This window comes from Alteromonas sp. 1_MG-2023, from assembly GCF_030547075.1.
In the GTDB taxonomy this organism is placed as follows: domain Bacteria; phylum Pseudomonadota; class Gammaproteobacteria; order Enterobacterales; family Alteromonadaceae; genus Alteromonas.
The window spans coordinates 62,088-81,159 of sequence record NZ_JAUOQH010000013.1; the positions used below are offsets into that span (position 1 = coordinate 62,088).

Annotated in this window: 19 protein-coding genes; 7 read left to right on the plus strand and 12 right to left on the minus strand. The window is 44.8% G+C overall.

The genetic code is table 11. The features are described from left to right. Window positions 1–4 precede the first annotated feature (4 nt). A complete protein-coding gene (locus tag Q4561_RS14230; protein ID WP_303461395.1) occupies window positions 5–625 on the minus strand; it encodes an NAD(P)H-binding protein in 621 nt (206 codons plus the stop codon). Window positions 626–697: 72 nt separating this feature from the next. Between Q4561_RS14230 and Q4561_RS14235 the strand changes: the two genes are divergently transcribed. Continuing rightward, the gene (locus tag Q4561_RS14235; RefSeq protein ID WP_303461396.1) at window positions 698–2,905 is read left to right on the plus strand and encodes a S9 family peptidase; all 2,208 of its coding nucleotides are present in this window, start codon (window positions 698–700) and stop codon (window positions 2,903–2,905) included. 141 nt (window positions 2,906–3,046) lie between these two features. On the opposite strand, the gene Q4561_RS14240 is transcribed toward Q4561_RS14235, so the two are convergent. After that, window positions 3,047–3,421: a PH domain-containing protein gene (locus tag Q4561_RS14240; RefSeq protein WP_303461398.1), complete on the minus strand. Its 375-nt coding sequence runs from the start codon at window positions 3,419–3,421 to the stop codon at window positions 3,047–3,049. A gap of 316 nt (window positions 3,422–3,737) precedes the next feature. Between Q4561_RS14240 and Q4561_RS14245 the strand changes: the two genes are divergently transcribed. From Q4561_RS14245 to Q4561_RS14255, 3 genes are read left to right on the plus strand one after another with little or no spacing between them, the layout of a single operon-like run. Then, window positions 3,738–4,751 carry a serine/threonine dehydratase gene (locus tag Q4561_RS14245; RefSeq protein ID WP_303461400.1) on the plus strand — a complete coding sequence of 338 codons (1,014 nt, stop codon included), beginning with the start codon at window positions 3,738–3,740 and terminating at the stop codon, window positions 4,749–4,751. Between the two features lie 2 nt (window positions 4,752–4,753). Beyond that, on the plus strand, window positions 4,754–6,499 hold the full coding sequence (locus Q4561_RS14250) for an amidohydrolase (RefSeq protein WP_303461402.1): 1,746 nt from the start codon (window positions 4,754–4,756) through the stop codon (window positions 6,497–6,499). 21 nt (window positions 6,500–6,520) lie between these two features. After that, a complete protein-coding gene (locus Q4561_RS14255; RefSeq protein ID WP_303461404.1) occupies window positions 6,521–7,162 on the plus strand; it encodes an MBL fold metallo-hydrolase in 642 nt (213 codons plus the stop codon). A gap of 101 nt (window positions 7,163–7,263) precedes the next feature. On the opposite strand, the gene Q4561_RS14260 is transcribed toward Q4561_RS14255, so the two are convergent. Continuing rightward, on the minus strand, window positions 7,264–7,779 hold the full coding sequence (locus Q4561_RS14260; protein WP_303461406.1) for a lactoylglutathione lyase family protein: 516 nt from the start codon (window positions 7,777–7,779) through the stop codon (window positions 7,264–7,266). 99 nt (window positions 7,780–7,878) lie between these two features. Between Q4561_RS14260 and Q4561_RS14265 the strand changes: the two genes are divergently transcribed. Then, window positions 7,879–8,772, plus strand: coding sequence for a LysR family transcriptional regulator (locus Q4561_RS14265; protein WP_303461408.1), 894 nt, complete (start codon window positions 7,879–7,881; stop codon window positions 8,770–8,772). Window positions 8,773–8,803: 31 nt separating this feature from the next. Here Q4561_RS14265 and Q4561_RS14270 read toward each other — a convergent pair whose 3' ends face one another. The 3 genes from Q4561_RS14270 to Q4561_RS14280 all read right to left on the minus strand — a co-directional run bounded on the left by Q4561_RS14270 (window position 8,804) and on the right by Q4561_RS14280 (window position 12,253). Next, window positions 8,804–9,649, minus strand: coding sequence for a class II glutamine amidotransferase (locus Q4561_RS14270; RefSeq protein ID WP_303461410.1), 846 nt, complete (start codon window positions 9,647–9,649; stop codon window positions 8,804–8,806). Window positions 9,650–9,740: 91 nt separating this feature from the next. Next, window positions 9,741–10,856: a DUF917 domain-containing protein gene (locus tag Q4561_RS14275; RefSeq protein ID WP_303461412.1), complete on the minus strand. Its 1,116-nt coding sequence runs from the start codon at window positions 10,854–10,856 to the stop codon at window positions 9,741–9,743. Continuing rightward, window positions 10,853–12,253, minus strand: a complete 1,401-nt coding sequence (locus Q4561_RS14280) for a cytosine permease (RefSeq protein WP_303461414.1) — start codon at window positions 12,251–12,253, stop codon at window positions 10,853–10,855. The genes Q4561_RS14275 and Q4561_RS14280 overlap by 4 nt, the downstream gene beginning before the upstream one ends. A gap of 469 nt (window positions 12,254–12,722) precedes the next feature. On the opposite strand from Q4561_RS14280, the gene Q4561_RS14285 reads away from it, so the two are divergent. Then, window positions 12,723–13,229 carry an Lrp/AsnC family transcriptional regulator gene (locus Q4561_RS14285; protein WP_303461416.1) on the plus strand — a complete coding sequence of 169 codons (507 nt, stop codon included), beginning with the start codon at window positions 12,723–12,725 and terminating at the stop codon, window positions 13,227–13,229. 15 nt (window positions 13,230–13,244) lie between these two features. Here Q4561_RS14285 and Q4561_RS14290 read toward each other — a convergent pair whose 3' ends face one another. Next, window positions 13,245–13,976: a Crp/Fnr family transcriptional regulator gene (locus Q4561_RS14290; RefSeq protein ID WP_303461417.1), complete on the minus strand. Its 732-nt coding sequence runs from the start codon at window positions 13,974–13,976 to the stop codon at window positions 13,245–13,247. A 78-nt stretch (window positions 13,977–14,054) separates the two neighbouring features. Here Q4561_RS14290 and Q4561_RS14295 point away from each other — a divergent pair, with 78 nt between their 5' ends. Continuing rightward, window positions 14,055–14,984: a sterol desaturase family protein gene (locus tag Q4561_RS14295; protein WP_303461419.1), complete on the plus strand. Its 930-nt coding sequence runs from the start codon at window positions 14,055–14,057 to the stop codon at window positions 14,982–14,984. Between the two features lie 182 nt (window positions 14,985–15,166). Here Q4561_RS14295 and Q4561_RS14300 read toward each other — a convergent pair whose 3' ends face one another. The 5 genes from Q4561_RS14300 to Q4561_RS14320 all read right to left on the minus strand — a co-directional run bounded on the left by Q4561_RS14300 (window position 15,167) and on the right by Q4561_RS14320 (window position 19,060). Then, a complete protein-coding gene (locus tag Q4561_RS14300) occupies window positions 15,167–16,042 on the minus strand; it encodes an MBL fold metallo-hydrolase (RefSeq protein ID WP_303461420.1) in 876 nt (291 codons plus the stop codon). A 65-nt stretch (window positions 16,043–16,107) separates the two neighbouring features. Continuing rightward, window positions 16,108–16,380 (minus strand): DUF1653 domain-containing protein, encoded by a 273-nt coding sequence (locus Q4561_RS14305; RefSeq protein WP_303461504.1) that lies wholly within the window; start codon window positions 16,378–16,380, stop codon window positions 16,108–16,110. 90 nt (window positions 16,381–16,470) lie between these two features. Then, entirely contained in the window at window positions 16,471–17,544 is a 1,074-nt protein-coding gene (gene dinB, locus Q4561_RS14310) for a DNA polymerase IV (protein ID WP_303461422.1), read from the minus strand. Between the two features lie 240 nt (window positions 17,545–17,784). Further along, on the minus strand, window positions 17,785–18,018 hold the full coding sequence (nqrM, locus tag Q4561_RS14315) for a (Na+)-NQR maturation NqrM (RefSeq protein WP_303461424.1): 234 nt from the start codon (window positions 18,016–18,018) through the stop codon (window positions 17,785–17,787). A 10-nt stretch (window positions 18,019–18,028) separates the two neighbouring features. Continuing rightward, the gene (locus Q4561_RS14320; RefSeq protein ID WP_303461425.1) at window positions 18,029–19,060 is read right to left on the minus strand and encodes an FAD:protein FMN transferase; all 1,032 of its coding nucleotides are present in this window, start codon (window positions 19,058–19,060) and stop codon (window positions 18,029–18,031) included. Between the last annotated feature and the right edge of the window lie 12 nt (window positions 19,061–19,072).

Genomic DNA, 19,072 nt, shown 5'->3' on the forward strand with positions numbered 1-19,072 from the left:
ATGCTTACCACTTTTGTCTGGCCATCATGTTTCTAGCCACATCAACCGCATGCACGGGTCGATATTTCTTTAACGGCCCCTGCATTAACAGTTTCCACACTGGGGCTGTTTTTTGTGCAATATCTTCCAATGTGCGCGATTCGTTGCGCTCGCCAAGCAATAAAGAGGGGCGAACGGCCGCAGCATGAGGCAGTTGTGTCATGCGCATAATTGCATTTTCTAACTCGCCTTTTACGCGCAAATAGAAGTTACCGCTATGGGCATCGGCGCCCACTGAAGATATCCATACAAAGCTGCCTGCTCGCTGGGCTCGGGTTAATTGCGCCGCAATATGTACATATTCGAAGTCAACACGCCTGAACGCAGCTTTTGAACCTGCTTGCTTTATCGTGGTGCCCAAGCAGCAATAAACGTGATCGACACCAAAATATCCTTGATAATCTTGCAGGCTGTCGAAATCGACCACCACGGGCTTTAGCTTGTCGTGGGGATCGGCAAACAACTTAGACTGCAGTGGCTTTCTTACTAAACAGATTACTTCGCTATAGCGACGGTCTTGTAAAAGTATATTTACCAACGTTCGTCCCACTAATCCGGTCGCTCCTAGCACCAATGCGGTTTTCATACGTAGTACCTTGTATCCTAAGACAGTTTCTCTACAATCAACTATTCGACAGTTAATAATATGCAGATAAAAATGAAAAAAGCCCTTTTAATAGGAGCCGCTATGCTCTCTACCGCTGTACAGGCTGCACCGCTCGATATCGAGCGTATTTTCGCTTCTCCTTCCCTTGATGGCAATGCTCCGCGCGCACTAAAAGTTTCGCCAGATGGAGAAAGAGTTACGTTTCTTAAAGGAAAACAGACCGATTATGAACGTCTCGATTTATGGGAATACCATATAGACAGTGGTGAAACTCGCGTTTTATTCGACTCGAATGATCTTCAAAGTGGTGAAGAAGTCTTAAGTGACGAAGAAAAAGCACGCCGTGAACGTATGCGCTTATCGGGTAGCGGCATTGTAAGCTATCAATGGTCTGCCGATGGAAAAGCCCTTCTTTTCCCATTAGGTGGCGACGTGTATTACCACAAGCTCGGCGAGAAAGGCGCAAAGCAACTCCTTGATACCGATGTTTTTGAAACTGATATTAAGCTTTCTCCTAAAGGAAATTATATTTCTTTTATTCGCGACCAAAACTTGTATGTAAAACATATTGAGTCGGGCAAAGAAACTGCCATTACGAAAGAAGGCGGCGGTAACATCAAATTCGGTATGGCCGAGTTTGTTGCTCAAGAAGAAATGGGCAGAATGACTGGTTACTGGTGGTCACCTGATGAAAGCTTCATTGCATTCACTAAAGTAGATGAAAGCCCAGTTGATGTAATTTCCCGTTCTGAAATTTATGCCGACGATATTAAAACCATTGAACAAAAATACCCTAAAGCAGGCACCAATAACGTACTTGTTGAATTAGCTGTTCAAAATATAAATAACGGTGCACGCAGATGGGTAGACTTAGGTGAAGATAAAGACATTTACCTCGCTCGCGGCAAATGGATGCCTGACAGCAAAACCTTCACGTACCAATGGCAAACACGAGACCAACAAACTCTTGAGCTTAGAGCGTATAACGTTCCAACAGAAAAGCAGAGCGTATTGTTAAGTGAAACCAGTAATACGTGGGTTAACTTGCATAACGACTTGTACTTTTTGTCTGACTCAGACCAGTTTATCTGGGCTTCTGAACGAGATGGCTTCAAGCACCTTTACCTTTACGAGAACAGCGGTAAGTTAGTGCGTCAGCTAACCCAAGGCGATTGGGTGGTTGATAATATTGAGGCGGTCGACGCTAAGCACAACCGAATTTACTTCGCAGGTCGTAAAGATACACCGCTTGAAAGCCACGCGTATTCAGTTTCGCTAGACGGCGGCGATATAACCCGCATTACTGCCGAAGGCGCTTATCATAGCGTGTCGTTTAGTGACGATGCGTCTATCTTTATTGACCGATTCTCTACTATTAATTCGCCTGCCCAAGTAAGCCTTAATGATGCTTCTGGTAAACGGATTACATGGCTTGAAGAAAATAAAGTTGAAGAAGGCCACCCGCTTTATCCTTACATGGATACTTGGACTAAACCTGAATTCGGTGACATTACCACTAATGACGGCGCAACCTTAAAGTATCGTATTTACAAGCCTGAAAACCTTGAGAAGAAACACCCTGTGATTGTGTATCTTTACGGCGGTCCACACGCGCAAGTTGTGACGAATAGTTGGGCAGGTAACCGAGGGTTACTGATGCAGCATTGGGTAGATAAAGGCTATGTAGTGTTTACCCTTGATAACCGCGGCTCTAACTACCGTGGTAAAGCGTTTGAAGATCCCATCTACAAAAAAATGGGCTTTATCGAAGTTGACGACCAAGTAGCAGGTGTTGAGTTTTTACGTACCCTACCGTACGTAGATGCTAAGCGTATTGGTGTTCATGGCCACAGTTATGGCGGTTACATGACCCTAATGACCATGTTTAAAGCGGGCGACTACTTTCAAGCAGGCGTATCGGGTGCACCGGTTACCGACTGGCGCTTATACGACACCCATTACACCGAACGCTATATGGGCAACCCTAAAACCGATGACGATGCGTACACAGCCTCTTCCGTATTCCCCTACGCAAAAGACTTAAAGGGTGACTTGCTTATTTATCACGGAATGGCTGACGACAACGTGTTGTTCACCCACTCTACCATGCTGTATAAGCACCTTCAGGATTTGGCTATTCCATTTGAAACTATGGATTACCCAGGCAAGAAGCACAGTATTCGTGGTAAGCAAACGGGTATCCATTTGTACAAAACCATTACTAACTTCTTCGACAGAAATTTAACGCCTGAGCAATAAGGTTTTAGATTTTTAGGCTTTGATAAAAGGTTTTAACAAAAAAACGGCGGTGCTCTTGAGCATCGCCGTTTCTATTTGTACTTCACTTTTTCTATTTTAACCCGCCGTTAAACCTAGGCCGGCAATAAGCAAAATATAGCGTTAGGCAAACATCTGATTGGCTAAGTTCTTCTGCACATCTTGCGCCGACGCTTTACTTAACTCAATTTCGATAGCATCACTTTTACCTGATAACCATATTTTTAGTTCTGCATCAGTATCGAAGTGACCTGCAGTTTCTACTACAAACTGCGTAATCGATTTATAAGGAATGGAGTGGTAGTTCACCTTTCTGCCTGTTAGTCCTTGCTTATCAATAAGAATCAAACGCTTATTGGTAAATACGCTTAAATCTCTTACTAGTTTAAATGCTGCGGTAACCGTTTCGTTGTCAGCCAGTATGGGTGACAGTTCTTCTTGTACTGCTTCTGCGCTGGTTTCACTCGCATTACCTAGTAAGGTATCAAATAGCCCCATTTTATTCTCCTCAACAAATACGAGCCTTGCTCGCTCAGCACGTTATGTGCTCTATTTTTAAACGCCAATACTGTAGCATGATCATTTGGCCTGCGAATAATTTTTCAATTCTCCACGTGCCCACTTTGCATATGTGGTTCATGGTACAAGCCTGCCACCACGCTTTAGATTAGCTTATGAGTGCATTTATACATTAGCTTACACTTATACACCAGCTTATGAATTAGCCTTTTCGTATTTAAATGGTAGGGTATACTTTTATTAAAATAGCCACGTAGATAAAACGTGTTTTCAATGAAGATACAAGGCGTTACTCATGCAACCAAGTGACACGGAACTCTCATACTCATCTGTAACTCAAGCCTACGGCAGAATTAAAGACCACGTAAAGCGCACGCCTATTATGGAGTCGAGCCTGTTAAATAAGTGGATGGGACATCGCATTTTGTTTAAAGCCGAGTGCTTGCAAACTATTGGGGCGTTTAAGCTGCGTGGTGCATTAAACTTCTTGGCGCATTTAGATGAACGAGGTGAACTACCTCAAAAAGTGGTGGCTAATAGTTCAGGTAATCATGCGCAAGCTGTGGCTTATGCTGCTGCAAAATATGGTATTCCCGCGACTATTTTCGCTAGCGAAACCATTTCCCCTATTAAAGCAGCAGCCACTGAAAGCTATGGGGCGCAGTTGAAGCGCTTCCCTACCCGCCAAGAAGCCGATATTGCCGTGGCTAATGCGGCTGAAGAAGCAGGTACGGTATGGATACCACCCTTCAACCACCCTGATATTGTAGCTGGCCAAGGTACTGCTGCCATGGAAGCGTTAGAAGATGTAGGCAAGGTAGATGCGATTTTTGCCCCTTGTGGCGGTGGTGGCTTGCTATCGGGCACGTTACTTACTGCTCGAGCGTTACAACCCGATGCGTTAGTGATTGGGGCTGAACCACTTGCCGCCAACGATGCATCCCAGTCACTGCAGCAAGGTGAGATTGTTGCCCTCGATGCACCGCCGGTGACCCTTGCCGACGGCGCTGCAACGCCCTCAGTGGGTAATGTGACCTTTCCTCTATTACAAGAGCTTGATGATTTTTACGAAGTGGACGAATTGCAAATAGCCTACTGGACGCAGTGGCTGCAGCACCTATTGAAACTTCACATAGAACCCACTTGCGCCATGAGTATGGCGGCGGTTGCGGCATGGGCTGCTAACACACCACCGGGGCAAACAGCATTGGTTATGCTGTCTGGCGGCAATATTAGCCAAGCCTCTATGGCCGCAATCTGGGAGCGAGACTTTTTGCTTCAACCCCCTATTATTAACACGGAAGAATAAGCATGCTAAAAATGCACGTTAATACGACAGAAATAGTAAGTAAAATTACCCCTAGTCAAAATAACAGCCGCGTCATAAAACGCTCCATTCTTAAATTCGGTGGTGCACTTGCTATAACCACACTATCCAGTATCGCTTGTGCAGCAACACTTTTTACCAACGTAAAAGGTTACACGCTGAATGATGATGCTGAGTTGGTGACCTTCTCAAATATCCTTATTGATAACGGTAAGGTGGTATCACTAAACGTCAGTGCAAAAGACACTGAAGCAGGCATGGCTGATGACGTGTCGATAACAGAAACTATTGATGGTGATGGCCGCGTTATGCTGCCGGGTCTAATTGATGCTCACGGGCATTTATTAGGCTTAGGAGCAAACCTACTTGAAGTGGATTTGCGAGAAAGCAGCAGTGCTGCCAACGCCGCAGATAGCGTAGCGGAATATGCACTGGCAAATAGTACGCAACCATGGATTACTGGCCGTGGTTGGAACCAAGAGTTATGGTCTGACAGAGCCTTTCCCACCAGTTCTGATTTAGACAAAAAAGTATCTGACCGTCCTGTTTGGCTAACCCGAGTAGATGGCCATGCGGGTTGGGCAAATACCAAAACCCTCACCTTGGCCGGCATCACCAAAGACACACCCACGCCGGTTGGTGGTGAAATTGTAAAAGATGCTAATGGTAAACCAACGGGGGTATTAATCGACAATGCTATGGCGTTAGTCGAACCCTATTTGCCGACGCAAAGTAATGGGGTATACAAACGCCAACTTAATGCAGCAGGTAAGCACTTACTATCAAATGGTATTACGTCGATGCACGATGCAGGTATCGATCGTAGTGTATACGACTTTTATATTAAACAAGCAGTTCAAGCTGAACTACCCATTCGAATATACGCCATGATAAGCGCCACTGACCCCGACTTAAGTAAACTATTAGGAAAAGGGCCCATTCGCGACGCTAACGATTATTTATATATTCGTTCAGTCAAAGCCTATGGCGATGGTGCGCTTGGCAGCAGAGGCGCGGCCTTATTAGCCCCCTACTCTGACGCTCCTCACCAGCATGGTTTATTACTCACACAGCCTGAGGATATGACGCCGTTATTTACCTCGGTAATCGGTGCTGGTTTCCAATTGAATTATCATGCCATTGGCGATAAAGCGAATCATGTTGCGCTTAATGAATTTGAAAAAACATTTACCGCTATTGGCGGTAGTGAATTGCGTAACCGAATAGAACATGCGCAAGTTATCGCGCCTGAAGATCTCGCTCGATTTGCCGAGTTAGATGTACTGCCATCCATGCAACCAACACATGCCACCAGCGACAAAAACATGGCTGAAGATCGTATTGGCAAAGACAGAATGGAAGGCGCTTATGCTTGGCAAACTTTACTTGAATCAGGTATTCCTTTGCCTCTTGGTTCAGACTTCCCAGTAGAGTTAGCTAACCCTTTCTATGGATTACACGCTGCGGTAACTCGCCAAGACAGAGAAAACCAACCCGTTGAAGGCTGGTACGCCCACGAGGCGCTTACGATTAAGCAAGCCTTTAAAGGCTTTACCTTAGATGCTGCTTACGCGGGTCATATGGAAGATACACTTGGCACCCTTACGCCGGGCAAATGGGCGGATTTTATACTGGTTGATCAAGATATCTTTACCGTAGATAAAAAGGATATTTGGAAAACCCAAGTGCATGCTACCTACATAGCAGGCAAAAAAGTGTTTTCGAAATAGCCGCTGTTAGGAGGAAGCACATTGGAAATTATTATTATACCGGTGACGCCATTTGCTCAAAACTGTTCGCTTATTTGGGACGCAGGTAGCAAGCAAGGGGCATTTGTTGACCCTGGCGGAGATATACAGAAACTCATCCGCGCGGTGTCAGATAATCAGGTAACTATTGAAAAAATCATTCTTACCCACGGTCATTTAGACCATGTAGGCGGCACCGTCGAACTGGCTAAACACTACGATGTGCCGATTGTTGGGCCACACCTAGGTGACAAATTCTGGCTAGATGCTCTTATGCAGCAAAGCCAAATGTTTGGCTTTCCACCTGCCACGCCCTTTTTACCTAACCAATGGTTAAACGACAAGGATACCATTTCAGTTGGCGCGCTAACGCTTGAGGTGTTGCACTGCCCGGGGCATACCCCTGGCCATGTGGTCCTTGTGGAGCGAATAAGTAACAAGGTTATTGTGGGTGATGTGATTTTTGCTGGTTCAATTGGGCGCACTGATTTCCCTCAGGGAAATCATCAACAGCTACTCGATTCAATAAACGCGAATATTTTAACACTACCTGACGATATGGTGATTTATCCTGGTCATGGCCCTACCACCACGGTAGCAAAAGAGAAAGCCAGTAACCCTTACGTTGCATCACAATGGGGTTAAGTAGCAATAATAAGAGCTAATAAAAACAGCCAATAGAATATTTTTTCTGCCCATTAAAAAAGGCGAGTGAGCCACTCGCCTTTACCTACTGCCTTCTTTACTTATTGGTAGGCACCGCTCGCATAATGAAGTTCATAGCTGTGGCTATAAATTTCAAGGATGTTACCAAACGGGTCTTCCATGTAAATCATGCGGTAAGGCTTTTCACCTGGGTAGTAGTAACGCGGGGCTTTCATGCGTTTCTTACCACCCGCTTCTACAATCTTTTCTGCCAAGCCTTCAACATCAGGGTCTTGAACACAGAAATGGAATACACCCGTTTTCCAGTATTCGAAGTTGTTCTCAGGGTTTTCCTGATTTTTAAATTCAAATATTTCAACACCTACACGGTCGCCCGTTGAAAGGTGAGCAATACGGAATTTATCCCAACCTGCACCAAATACATCAGTACACATTTCACCAATTGGTGAGTCATCTTCAACAATTTCAGTTGGCTTCATGATTAAGTACCAGCCTAGTACTTCAGTGTAAAACTTAACGGCGGCATCAAGGTCTGGAACCGAAATACCAATATGTGAAAACGTACGTGGATAAGGGGTTTTAACTGCTTCAGTCATCTTTATCTCCTCGATGTAAAGTATGCACGTATATTAACTAGACAAACCCACTACTAGAAATTATGATTATTTCTTAAATCCATAATATAAATTTATAGCATGCTAAACCCTTTGTGGCTCGACACCTTTAAGATGTTAGTTGAAACTGGTAATTTTACCCGCACCGCAGAACAGCGGTTTATGACCCAGCCAGGCGTGAGCCAGCATATTAAGAAGCTTGAAGAGGCCTGTGGCTGTGCGCTACTTATTCGCTTGGGTAAAGGGGTTGAACTGACCGAACAAGGCCAGCGAGTTTACGACTATGCGCTAAGCTTGAGTAAGCATGAGCAAGCGCTGATAGAGAGTTTAAAGTTTGATGCACCCTATGAAGGTAAGTGCGTCATTGGGTGTTCTGGTGCATTAGCCCAGCGTTTGTACCCTGTGTTAGTTGAGCTACAAGTCACCCATCCTCGCTTGAGCATACATTTAGAAGTTGCCCCAAACCGCACCATATTGAACAACATTCAAGCGTCTAGCCTTGAACTAGGCATAGTTACCCAGCAGCCTGACGAGGAATTGTTTTCATCTGAAAAGATAGGCCATGAATCACTGGGGCTTATTTTACCTAAGGGTACGCCTTATGGTGCGATAGACGATACATTGCTCGACCTTGGATTGATAAATCACCCAGACGCCATGCATTACTTAAAGCTTTACTTTAGTCACAGTGGCGAGCAGGCTCTGATGCAATTAGACCCACGCAGGTTGCCAAAGCGTGGTTACATCAACCAACTATCTCAAATTTTATTGCCGATAAGCAAAGGGTTAGGCTTCACCGTACTGCCTATTAAGGTGCTTGATAGCTTTAGTAACGCGGCAAGCAGCTTAACCATTTACCCCGCGAAGCACGATGTAACGGAGCCGCTGTATTTTGTGAAAACACCTCACCGCTCGCTACCGCTTCGCTATCAAAAAATTCAGTCGCTAATTGTTGAAACGCTCGAAAGTAGCTAAATTAATTAGATTAGTCACACGCGATGCTAGCTCAACTTGCTTGTTGAGCACTCAAATCGGGATCGGGGCTGGTCATAGCGGCTTCAGATTTATGAACCGGGACATCTACTTTGCCGCTGGCAATTACTTCGCCTTGCTGCCATAGCTTCCATTCACCACGTTCGTATATATCCCACTGTTCGTCATGAGTAAGCGGCGCGGTGGCAATAATGCTCACCACGTCATTGGGTGTAGTTTCAGCGGCAAAATCAATTTCTACTTCCACGTCACTTAAGCAAGCTGGGCCAAACGGCGCGCGGCGGGTAATACTGGCCATTTTCGTGCTGCAAAATGAAAACAACCATTCGCCATTGCTTAGCAAGCAATTAAATACACCTTGCTCTGCGTAGCCTTTGGCGATATTTACCAGCGTATCGGCCAATTGTTGCGGCATAGCATCACGAGGCAGGTTTTCCCGCACTTGATTCATTAAATCGCAGAACATGGCTTCGCTGTCGGTATCTCCTACCGCTTCATACATGCCTTCACGAGGCACAAAGTTAGGTAGCTGCCCATTATGTGCAAACACCCAATACTTACCCCACATTTCTCGGGTAAAGGGGTGGGTATTGGCAAGATTAATATTGCCGACATTGGCTTGGCGAATATGACAAATAGCCGTTTCGCTTTTAATCGGCAGATGGGAAACAAACTCTGCAATTTGAGAGGTAGCACAGGGTTCGGGGTCGTGAAAAAGGCGTATGCCCTTGCCTTCATAAAATGCCATACCCCAGCCGTCTTTGTGCGGGCCTGTTTCGCCACCGCGTCGGGTGAGGCCGGTAAAGCTAAAACACAAATCAGTTGGCGTATTGGCACTCATGCCAAGCAGTTCACACACGATATACCCTTTATAGAACGTAAATATTAGCAGGCATTGAGCATAAACAAGCTTGGCGCGCTAAGCAACGCGCAATACGTCTAATTTACACCTATTTATTATGCCTATTTTGCAAGCTAGCAGGGCGATAAGGTGCATCCACACCCACATAGGCTGGGCCAAAGGTGTCTAAACCCTTCTGGGTCAAAAACGCATCAGGGGCAGGTAAGATAATAACCGCCAACGATTGGCCAATTTCATAATGCGGATTGGTCACGGGCTCCCCCGTATTATCATCTATCACGCAGATTAAATCTGGGATAGTCACGTCCACTTCACCGTCGTAATAACTGACTAAGTTTTCGTTCTTAACCCCTAACTGATAGGTATGGCCTTCGTCATCAGCGGTGCCAGCTAAATCGACGGTTCCAACAGAAAAACCACCTACCGTATCAAATTCAAAGGCGGTCACTTTGCCTCTAAAGGCAACAAAGCCATTACCCACGTCTGCAATCACTTTGGCAACATCACCGCCTTGCACCATGGCAGCCGACACCGCTTTACCTAGTGCCCATGCCTTAGAAATCGTTCCGCCAATTAAGGCGTGGCGAATGTCTTTTACAGGCATAGCATGGTCGATAGCCGCAATGTCGTTGGCACTCACTTGGCAAAGAGCCCGCATAACATGCTCAGCTCTTTGATCGTCACGCAATCCTTCACACACAAAGGTTTCGCAAAAGCTATTAGCGGCAATAACAGGCGCGGCATCAAGGCCGTTTAAATAATAGGTTGAATGGGTAATTTCTGGCACTGCCCGCCCAGCAGGGTCAGCATCAATCACCACACCGTTATTCAACGCCGCGGTATAAAATGCCACTGCCGTATTAGAACCGCCCATTTCACAGCACACGGTGCCATAAAATTTCCTATCAAAATAAGATTCTATGCGACTATACGCGCTGCAAATTGCTGGCTCGGTATTTCTAGGTAGCGCTTTGTATTCGTCGGCCTCTTTGGCACTTAAATCTAGCGCACCGAGTAAATAAGGCGTACATATCCATGCATCATCAGGCGCTTCATCAAGCCCTACAAGGCGCATTGGCAAGCCTTTTTCGATTACCTCATCAACAAGTGCTAGGCCTTCACTCATTTCGCCACCGCCTCCTGTGCCTAGCACAGTGCAGCCAAGCAAAATATCTTTCATATCTTGAAAGCTTAACTCTTTCATGGGTTTTCTCTCTTTGTACTGTTCTTGATAGGGCTGTCGGCTCTGCTATCTGTATTGCTATCGATGCTGCTCCTAGTACTAACCGTGGCGCTGCTTGTATTGCTGGCTCTAATAGTTATGTTAGTTCCGAAAACGCGAGTTATATAAGATAAAATGAGGTAGCTGAATAACGACACAATCAAAGCGTCTATTGCTTCAATAGGCGTGATGAAAAGCCCTGTTTCAGCGCTTGTAAAGCTAAACAGGATGCCGGTTATCCATGCTGCTATGGCGCTAATATTAAAAGAGGGAATAAAGTCATGCGCCCGGTACACAGCTTGCTTTCTTAGAATGAAAAAATCAGCGCAGTAGATAGCGGCAACCGGGGTAAACATGATGGACAACGAGAATAAAAACTCAGAAAAACTATCAAGCAAATTAAGGGATGACGCTACCGCTCCCATCACACCCATGGCTATGATCAATACCTTTTGTTTACCGCCATTAATGACTGCCGCAGCCCCCAAAGAGGCGCTATATAGATTCAACACATTGGTGAGCCAACTTGAACATATAAGTAGTATGAAGGCAGCTAGTCCTAGCCCCACTTTTACCATAAGCGCAAGAATATCGTCACTGCCGAATACATTGGCGGCTAAAGAGGCAGCAATGTATACAAACGTACTTAATAGAAAGAAAGGAATGAAAGACGCTGACCATGCATCTCGTTTTGTTCGACAAAAGCGGGCTAAGTCAGGCAGTAAAACAATAGACACAATAAAACTTCCTACCACCGCCGATACCGCCGTACCAAAACTCATTGTAGGCTTTACCACCGCCAAGCCGCCTGAGGGCTCTATCGCCATGGCGCTTTTTATTAATAGGAATAATGTGACCACTCCCATTATGGGCACCAGCCAAGTGGATAATTTTTCCATCCGCTGAAAGCCGTACAAGGTAGTGATAACAATCACCGCACTAACACCCCACTCGATAGCGTTGGTGTTAAAGGTTATGCCCAAGTAATCAACCAACAAACCATTAGTGGCCAGCGCGAACAAGTCGAGGTTAACGCCGTACCAGCCGAGTAACGACAGTACAAAACAAAAAGACACCAGCTTTGCGCCCCACACGCCAAACACATGCCGTATGGTGACAAACGATGTTAGCCGGTTAGCATGCCCTACCAGCGCAGTCACCGTGCCAAAGAACGCTAAAATTAAGCCGCCTATCAGAAAAGCAGCGAGGCTTTCCCAAAAGCCCAGCGCTTCGCCTATTTCTATACCCGTAATTAGTCCAGGTACCGCAAAAGCCAATGCCCCGTTGATCATACCTACCGCCACACCGCTTGTTTGTGCGCTTTCAGGCACAGGTTCTAGGGCATAGTCGTTGGTATCTGTTGTACTTTCAGACGTCATCTTTTGGTTATCCCTGTTAAGGTTTGCGGTTTTAGGTTTTAGGTTTTAGGTTTTAGTTTTTAGTTTTTAGTTTTTAGTTTTTAGTTTTTAGTTTTTAGTTTTTAGTTTTTAGGCAAAACAGCTTACGCTTTCCCGCATTTTTGGTTTGAATTTATTTGGCTGACGTATAAAGAACGCACACGTTAAACGAGACATTAATCGCTATACACATCCTATTTAAACGGCTAACACTATTGTGCAAACTTTCCACAAAATAATATTTTGTTAATTGCTAACTTTTGATAACCTGAGTACTGAAATCACCGATAATCACGAACTTATTACTATTTCCTAAAAATATTATTTCACATATACAAGATGCTTTATCTCCTACCTAGGTGCAATTTGGTGTAGCTGAGTAATAACATTCGGCGCGCAAGACCATCATAAATGTGGCAATACGTGTGTTTGAGGCAAAAGAAATCACCTTATGAAAAAAATTATTCATTTAGATAGCTATAATCAAAAGATATTGGCCATATTACATTTGCAAGCAGACCTTACCAACGTGGAGTTAGCGGGTCGCGTTAATCTTTCCCCTAGTGCCTGCTTCCAGCGGGTAAAGGCACTAAAAGAAGCCGGCTACTTTCGTACCTTTCATGCAGACGTGAATATTGAAGCTATGTGCGAACATGTTTTTGCGTATGTTGAATTTACCTTGCATGACAACAGTGCCCCTTTCAAACGGCGCTTCATTGCCGCTATTCAAGAAATACCTGAGTTCATGGATTGCATGCAAATAACGGGGAAAGTTGACTATGTGTCTTTCAGCTGTTTTGCGAATATCGCTAAACTCAATGACGCCTGCACATTGTTAAGTGACAGAGAAGAGCTTGGTATTAAGCGCATTGAAAATCGAATTATTCTATCCAGAGAAAAGTTCTTTTTAGGCTATCCCCTCGCGCAATTGAAATGGTTGGATAAAGCAGAGATTTAAATGAGTGATCACGCCTCAGACAGGTAACAAAGATACATTGTCATTTAGCCATTTCGACATTGCTTGCATATCAACAATCTCTACTTTTCCATATTGCTTTCGAATTAGTGAAAGGGATACCAACTTATTTAGGGCTTTGTGGGCGGTTAGCACAGTTACTCCTAACCGCTCAGCATAGTCGCTTTGCCTAAGCGCTACTGCAGTGCTAGTTTGGCCTGAGCTAGCTTGAAAAGAGTCAGCTTGAAAGGTGTTAGTTTCAACTGAGTTAGCTTGCGCAACGCTGGTTTGGTAAATCAATTTTGCCAACTGCACATGAGTCGGTAAGCGTAAAATGTCATCTAACCGCTCTAAGGTAGCGTGAAGCTTTATGGCAAGATTGCGCGTTAAAAACACACCAACTTCAGGGTGGGCAGCTTCGAGTTGCCGAAAGCGATTTTCATTAATTTGCAGCACGGTGCAGTCGGACATTGCTTGCGCATGGTGGGTTCTGGCTAACGATGCATATAAAGTGAATTCACCAAAAGTGTCGCCCCGTTCTAGCACTGTAGTAAGTTGATAATTACCGTCCATGCCATAGTTGCCCACCTTCACTTGGCCAGACACCACGATAGACAGCCCTGGTTTAAAATCCCCTCGATTGTGAATCATAGCGCCCTTATCGTACTCGGTTGGCGTACCCAAATGCGTGCACATCTCAAGCAAAGATTCTGGCATTACGACCTGATTAGGCGCTTTTACATAAGACACATTTTCACCAAATCTATACTTCTATATATTTGCCATGTTAATAGAGTGTTAATCTCACTGCAATACGTGGAGAGAACTATGAACTATCAAATTGCGATTATCGGTATTTTTCTATTATTTGCCTTACTGGAAGCAAAGCAGGGGAAGCTTTTAAAGAAAAGCGCAGAAGTGAGCGATGATGGAAAAGTCGAACTCATTGGCACCTTAGTGTTGTTTGTCATTACCCAGCCTTTGGTGCTGTTTAGTGCCGGGGCGTTAATGTTACTTATTGTGCCCCAGTACCAAGGGGCGCTAAATCAAGGGGCATTGGGCAACTCATCTATTTTACTGCATATTGCATTGCTGTTGATATTCGACGACATGATGCAATATTGGTGGCATCGCCTGTCTCACTCCACCCGTTTCCTGTACAACTTGCACCGTGCACATCACAACGGCAAGTACATGAGCGTGCGGATTATCTATCGTAATAACGTGTTCTACTATTTGTTGATGCCGTCGCTGTGGTTTTCAGGCGCGCTTATCTATTTAGGATTAGGTTGGACCTATGCGTTCTACCTTGTGGTGAAACTAAGTGTGATTACCGGTGCGCATGCCGAATGGAAATGGGACAGATTTTTGTACCAAACGCCGTTTCTTAACAAGCTAGCGTGGATTGTGGAAAGGACAATATCGACACCATCTACCCATAGCGCACACCACGGCCTAAAGGCTGACGATGGCATCACCAATTATAAAGGTAATTACGGAAATCTATTGTTTTTCTGGGACGTGTTATTTGGAACTGCCAAAATCACGCGAAGATACCCAGCCCAATACGGTATTGAAGGTATGTTTTACGCTAACTGGGTAGAGCAACTCGTTTGGCCGCTATACAAAACACCGCGTAAACCTAAGACGGTTACTAATACAGCAGTCAAATCGGAAACTAACTCTAGTATCAGCGAAAATGCTAAGGATATATTGATATCGGAACCAGTGACGAATAAACCTGACGCTACCATATAGCTCAAAACAATAGGGTCGGTAAGTTCGGGTTTACGACTCGCTCATAACATAAAGGCCGAAGTCGAAGCTCGCAGTAAATCCAGATTAATCGTAATAAAAAAGATCCGTTTAGGAGCAGTGATGTTCCGCTCCTAACGGTTTACATACGACGTTACTAAAAAGCTAAATCTTGCTTGAAAGCCTTAGGCCTCTTCGTAAAGCGTAGCAATCCACTTCTCTTCGGAGATGAAGCTCCACGCCCACTTATCCCATTTACTATCGAGCCCTGCTTGAGTAATGGCTTCAAGGTTCATACCTTTTGCTTTCTGCGCTTTTACAAAGGCAAAGGTCTCTTCAATCATGGCAAGAAACGTTGTGTACTCCGCTTTGTTGCTAAGCTCCCCATGGCCTGGAATAAGTACCGTATCGTCGTCTATTTTTGCCATCACCTGTTTAACTGATTCTATGTAGCCTTTAACACTGCCACCAGAATTTAAATCAATAAATGGAAATAACCCACTAAAATACAAGTCGCCAGTGTGAACTACATTTGGCTCCTCGAACCACACAATACTATCGCCGTCGGTATGCCCCGATGCAAAGTGCATAATGTGAATGGTTTCACCGTTAAAATGTAGCTTGATACCGTTTTCATAGGTAATAGCAGGTAGCGCATCAGGAGAGACTTTTTCATCATTAGCCAATCGAACACGCACGTTGTCATGGGCTAAAATAGTTGCGCCTTTATGACTGTGAAAAAAAGCATTAGAACCGGTATGGTCGCCATGGTAGTGAGTGTTAATTACATACTTTGGCTTATCACTACCCAGCTCCCCTAGCGCGGCAGCTATTTTCTCTGCAAGCGGAGCAAACTGATCATCAATAATAAGAATGCCATCATCGCCTGCAGAAACGCCGATATTGCCGCCCATCCCCGTTAACATATGCACAGAGCCTTTAAGTGCTGTTGCTTCTATTTCAACTTTTTCAAAACGGTCTTGCGAAAAAGCGGCTGGAATGAAGGTGGTTGATACTAAACTTGCAGCAAGTAGCAAACTTCGGGTAAGTGATTGCGCCATTTTGGTTTCCTCAGGAGGTGCTTATTATTTATTAAGACTACATACACTATGAACTAGATTGCACTTCAGATCATTTTATCATCATCTGGGATGTCACCAATATAAGCAAATCGCGGAACAGATTTGCCTTCTACCATCACCTCTTCTTGAAACATACTTAATGGACGAACCCACAAGGCTTTTTCACCATAACATGGACGATATACTACTAAGGAAGATTCATCTTCTGAATGCGTCGCCACTTCGTAAACATCGTAATCGCTGCCTTTGTAATGGCGGTAACGACCTGGGGTCCTAAGTTCGGGGGTTTTAGTTTCTGGGGTTTCAGGTTCTGAGATTTTAGACTCTGGGATTTTAGATTCTGGTGTAGTCATGATGGCTCCTGCTGGTCGCTTTATATTCACTTTTATTCACTTTATTGCCCCCCCCTACTCACCTTCTAAGGGCAAAGGAAGTTGATGTATAGTTTGCGCCTCACCTAGGCCAATGTGCAGCCCAACTAATCGTATACCGCGGCCTTTGGCGCGCTCGTAAGCTTCTTGCAATAGGGTATCAAAGTAATGGGCATTTAACGAAGGGCATCGATGTTCAACGGTGGTCAATTGGAAATCTTGAAATTTAAGTTTAACGCCCTGAGTGCGAATACGAACAGGTTTACCAGTACGCTTTTCATGGGCCTCTATGCGCTCTTCAAGCTTCTCCATTAAATGGGGCATGAAAGCCTGACATTCTTCCAATGAGTGAATATCGTTGCTTAGGGTGCGTTCTACGCCTATAGACTTGCGTTCTCGTGATACCGAAAGTTCTCTGTCATCAATACCATGCGCACGCTCCCACAATACCGCACCAAACTTGCCCAGTTCCTTTTGTATACGCTCAAAGGGGTAGGAACGAACGTCGTTACAGGTGGCTAAACCTAGTCGTTGCAGCTTTTGCATTGTGACTTTGCCCACGCCTGGAATTTTCTTAAGGGGCATGGCGCTAACAAAACTGTCTAGTTTGTCGGGGGTAATAACACAAATACCGTTGGGTTTATTTTCATCGCTAGCCACTTTGGCCACAAATTTACAGGAAGCAACACCCGCCGACGCGGTTAACCCCAATTCAGCTTCAATTCGGCTTCTAATTTCTTCGGCAATTAATGTAGCACTCCCTCCGCAATACTGGCTATTGGTGACATCGAGGTAAGCTTCATCTAAGGAAAGTGGCTCGATTAAATCGGTATAGTCGGCGAAGATTTCGCGAATTCGTTGAGACTCTTTGACATAAGCCTCCATACGCCCTTTCACTAAGGTAAGATTTGGGCAAAGCTTGAATGCGTATGCGGTGGCCATGGCGGAACGTACGCCATATTTACGGGCAGGATAATTACAGGTAGAGATGACGCCACGGTGCTGTGAGCTACCACCAATAGCAATAGGGATATTACGTAACGCAGGGTTGTCACGCATTTCAACCGCAGCATAAAAGCAGTCCATATCTACATGGATGATCTTTCGCATGCCGTATTGCCCCCTAAACTGCCAAACGAATTGAACCGCTTTACAAAAAACTGTATAGAAAGACAGTATTCTAGAGCATATTAATTCACCTTACCAGCGAACGAGATCAATAGTGAGCAAGTAATAAATGAAGCATACAAAAAAGCGCGGTAAGCTTTTAACTTACCGCGCATCTATATTCATACATAGTAGCTGTTTTGCGTATTGTTTCTATCTTAGCCAAAAAGCGACAAGATCAGATTAAAGGATCTGATTCTGTTTCCACTCATTCAGTTTCTTTTCTCTCGCCTCTTCTTTTTCCATGCGAGATTTTTTTCTATCGCAAGGTTCGGGGCAATCGCACGCTTTGGCAATACCCAATGCGCCTAGTCCACCGCAGCTACCAGCAATGGTCTTGCGCTGTACTAAGTAGCCTACAGCCATAGCAAGTACCATGGTGAGGAAGAAACCGAATGCTAAAATAAACGTAGACATAGCCTACTCCTTAATTATTTACTTCTACCAGTTTATCAAATTCTGGCGTGGCATACTCTTCAAATCCGTCTGCCGTGCGACGAATGAGGAATACAGCAAGTTGTTCTTGCTCTGCAAGTTCAATAGCCCGTTCCCATCCCATCACGTTAAACGCAGTAGCTAGGCCATCAGCAATCATTGAAGATGGGTTGACTACCGTAACCGACACCAAATCATGAGTGATAGGCGCGCCAGTGTTCGGGTCAATCAAATGAGAATAGCGTTTGCCGTCTTCTTCGTAATAGTTACGATAGTCGCCCGATGTCGCTATGGCGTTAGTCCCGATAGACACTACCTTTTGTACTGCGCGCTGTGTAGTCACCGGCTTTTCAATTGCAATTAGCCACTCACTGCCATCGCCACGTTCGCCTTTCACTCGCATTTCGCCGCCAATCTCTACAAGATAATTTTGTAAATCATGGGAATCTAAAATGGCCGCAACTTCATCTACGCCGTACCCCTTAGCAATGGTCGATAAATCAACGTAAAGCATAGGGTTTGCTTTCATAAGACCGGTTGGCGTAGTAGATAATTTCTCATAACCTACATAATCCCGTACGGCATCAATATCCGCTTGGGTTGGCACTTTCTCTGGGCGTTTGTTAGGTCCAAATCCCCACAGATTGACTAAGGGACCTACCGTAACATCTAGCACCCCATCACTCAAACGGGCCAAGCGCAATGCTTCATTAACTACTGTCAGAGTCTCTTGCGATACCGCAAAGTTATCCGAATAACGATATTGGTTAAATCGTGATAGCTCAGACGTGGTGTCGTAAGTTGACATCAATTTGTTAATATTTACTAGCTTTGCATCAATTTCTTCCTGCAAGCCTTCAACTTCTTTTTCACCTTCACCAAGCACATACTTAACATTATAAGTCGTGCCCATGGTTTGGCCTTGCAGATGCGCTACTGCAAGCGGTTTGTCGCTGCAACTTGCTATCAGTAAAATACTGATAGCCATAATTGCCAACGCTATACGTGCAAAAAATCGAATCACGTTTATGGTCCT